This window comes from Pseudophaeobacter sp. A-200-2, assembly GCF_041008815.1.
Taxonomy (GTDB): domain Bacteria; phylum Pseudomonadota; class Alphaproteobacteria; order Rhodobacterales; family Rhodobacteraceae; genus Phycobacter; species Phycobacter gallaeciensis_A.
Genome location: NZ_JAXGFU010000025.1, coordinates 1 through 2,388, shown reverse-complemented (window position 1 = coordinate 2,388; position 2,388 = coordinate 1). Strand labels below are relative to the sequence as shown.

General features: G+C 63.9%; 1 protein-coding gene. It reads left to right on the top strand.

Annotation, left to right across the window (positions count from 1 at the left end; translation table 11 throughout):
* Nucleotides 1-2,388 (top strand): pyruvate carboxylase (gene pyc / locus SM766_RS20835; RefSeq protein ID WP_368948955.1); only part of this gene is annotated, 2,388 nt, incomplete at both ends.

The window sequence follows — 2,388 nt, the reverse complement described above, 5'->3', positions numbered from 1 at the left end:
CGGCACCGTCGAATTCCTGATGGATATGGAAACCGGCAAGTTCTACTTCATCGAGGTGAACCCGCGGGTGCAGGTGGAGCACACCGTCACCGAGGAAGTCACCGGCATCGATATCGTGCAGGCGCAGATCCTGATCGCCGAGGGCAAGAGCATTGCCGAGGCCACCGGCAAGGCCGATCAGTCCGAGATCCGCCTCAACGGTCACGCGCTGCAGACCCGTGTGACGACCGAGGATCCGCTCAACAACTTCATCCCTGACTATGGCCGCATCACCGCCTATCGCTCGGCCACCGGCATGGGCATTCGTCTGGATGGCGGCACCGCTTATGCGGGCGGGGTGATCACCCGCTATTACGATAGCCTTCTGACCAAGGTCACCGCCTGGGCACCGACCCCGGAAAAGGCGATTGCCCGCATGGACCGGGCGCTGCGCGAATTCCGGGTGCGCGGGGTCTCCACCAATATCGCCTTTGTCGAGAACCTGCTGAAGCACCCGACCTTCCTCAGCAATGAATACACCACCAAGTTCATCGACGAGACGCCGGAGCTGTTCAATTTCGCCAAGCGCCAGGACCGCGGCACCAAGGTGCTGACCTATATCGCCGACATCTCGGTGAACGGTCACCCGGAGACCGAGGGCCGCGCCGAGCCGAAAGCGGGTCTGAAGGATCCGCGCCCGCCGAAGGTCGAGACCGGCGCCCTGCCCTATGGCACCCGCAACCTTCTGGAGCAGAAGGGCGCCCAGGCCGTGGCCGACTGGATGAAGGCGCAGCGGCAGCTTCTGCTGACCGACACCACCATGCGCGATGGCCACCAGAGCTTGCTCGCCACCCGCATGCGCTCGATCGACATGATCCGCGTAGCGCCCGCCTATGCGCAAAGCCTCAGCCAGCTGTTCTCGGTGGAATGCTGGGGCGGGGCCACCTTTGATGTGGCTTATCGCTTCTTGCAGGAATGCCCCTGGCAGCGGCTGCGGGACCTGCGCGAGGCGATGCCCAACGTGATGACCCAGATGCTGCTGCGCGCCTCCAACGGGGTGGGCTATACCAACTACCCGGACAACGTGGTGCAGTCCTTTGTGAAGCAGGCGGCCAGTACCGGCGTCGATGTCTTCCGGGTCTTTGACAGCCTCAACTGGGTGGAGAACATGCGCGTCGCGATGGATGCGGTGGTGGAGAGCGGCAAGATCTGCGAAGGCACCATCTGCTATACCGGCGATATCATGGACCCGGACCGGGCCAAGTATGACCTCAAATACTACGTCGGCATGGCCAAGGATCTGGAAGCCGCAGGCGCCCATATTCTGGGCCTCAAGGACATGGCGGGGCTCCTCAAACCCGCCGCCGCGCGCCAGCTGGTGAAGGCGCTGAAGGAAGAGGTCGGCCTGCCGGTCCACTTCCACACGCATGACACCTCCGGCATCGCCGGGGCGACCATTCTGGCTGCCGCCGATGCGGGTGTCGATGCGGTGGATGCAGCGATGGATGCGTTCAGTGGCGGCACCTCGCAGCCCTGCCTGGGGTCGATCGTCGAAGGGCTGCGCAACACCGACCGCGACACCGGGCTGGATATCGCCAAGATCCGCGAGATCAGCGCGTATTGGGAACAGGTGCGGGCGCAATACGCGGCCTTTGAAAGCGGCCTTCAGGCCCCGGCCTCGGAAGTTTACCTGCACGAGATGCCGGGTGGCCAGTTCACCAACCTCAAGGCGCAGGCGCGCTCCTTGGGGCTGGAGGAGCGCTGGCACGAGGTCGCCCAGACCTATGCGGATGTGAACCAGATGTTCGGCGATATCGTCAAGGTGACGCCATCGTCGAAAGTGGTCGGAGACATGGCGCTGATGATGGTCTCCCAGGGATTGACCCGCGCAGAGGTGGAGGACCCTGAGACCGATCTCTCCTTCCCCGATTCCGTTGTCGACATGCTGCGCGGCAACCTCGGCCAGCCGCCGGGCGGCTTCCCGGCGGGCATCGTGGACAAGGTGCTGAAGGGCGAAAAGCCCAACCTCGAGCGCCCCGGCAAGCATCTGGAGCCTGTCGATCTGGAAGCCACCCGCGCCGAGCTGTCGCAACAGCTGGAAGGCAAGGCAGTCGATGACGAGGATCTGAATGGCTACCTGATGTATCCCAAGGTGTTCCTCGATTACATGGGCCGCCATCGCCAGTACGGCCCGGTGCGCAGCCTGCCGACGCGGGCGTTCTTTTACGGGATGGAACCGGGCGAGGAAATCTCGGCCGAGATCGACCCCGGCAAGACGCTGGAGATCCGCCTGCAGGCCATCGGCGAGACCGATGAGAACGGCGAGGTGAAGGTGTTCTTCGAACTCAACGGCCAGCCGCGGGTGATCCGGGTGCCGAACCGTCTGGTGAAATCCACCACCGCTGCCCG